Below are 245 nucleotides of genomic sequence, written 5' to 3' on the forward strand. Positions count from 1 at the left end.
GGGCGAGTTGCCGGAAGACGGCATCGTGTTGGTGTCCGGCCCCAAAAGCTACATCGAGCAGATCAAGCAATTCAGCAGCCAGCGTCGCTCCGCAGATGAAAAACAGAGTGTGCTGACGTTCCCGCTGAAGGTCGCCAATGCCGCAGACCGCCAAGTAGAGTACCGCAGCGAAAAAATTGTTACGGTGCAGCGGAAACCGTCAAGGTAAGTGGCGCTGACCTTGTATTGATCGGTCGGCGGCAGCC

At 57.6% G+C, this 245-nt stretch carries 1 pseudogene; it reads left to right on the forward strand.

Annotated features, from left to right (window positions below):
- A pseudogene (locus AC0L3U_RS40035) lies at positions 1-208 on the forward strand (hypothetical protein); the annotation flags it as partial.
- Between the last annotated feature and the right edge of the window lie 37 nt (positions 209-245).

Source organism: Bradyrhizobium sp. Kon69, assembly GCF_055807515.1.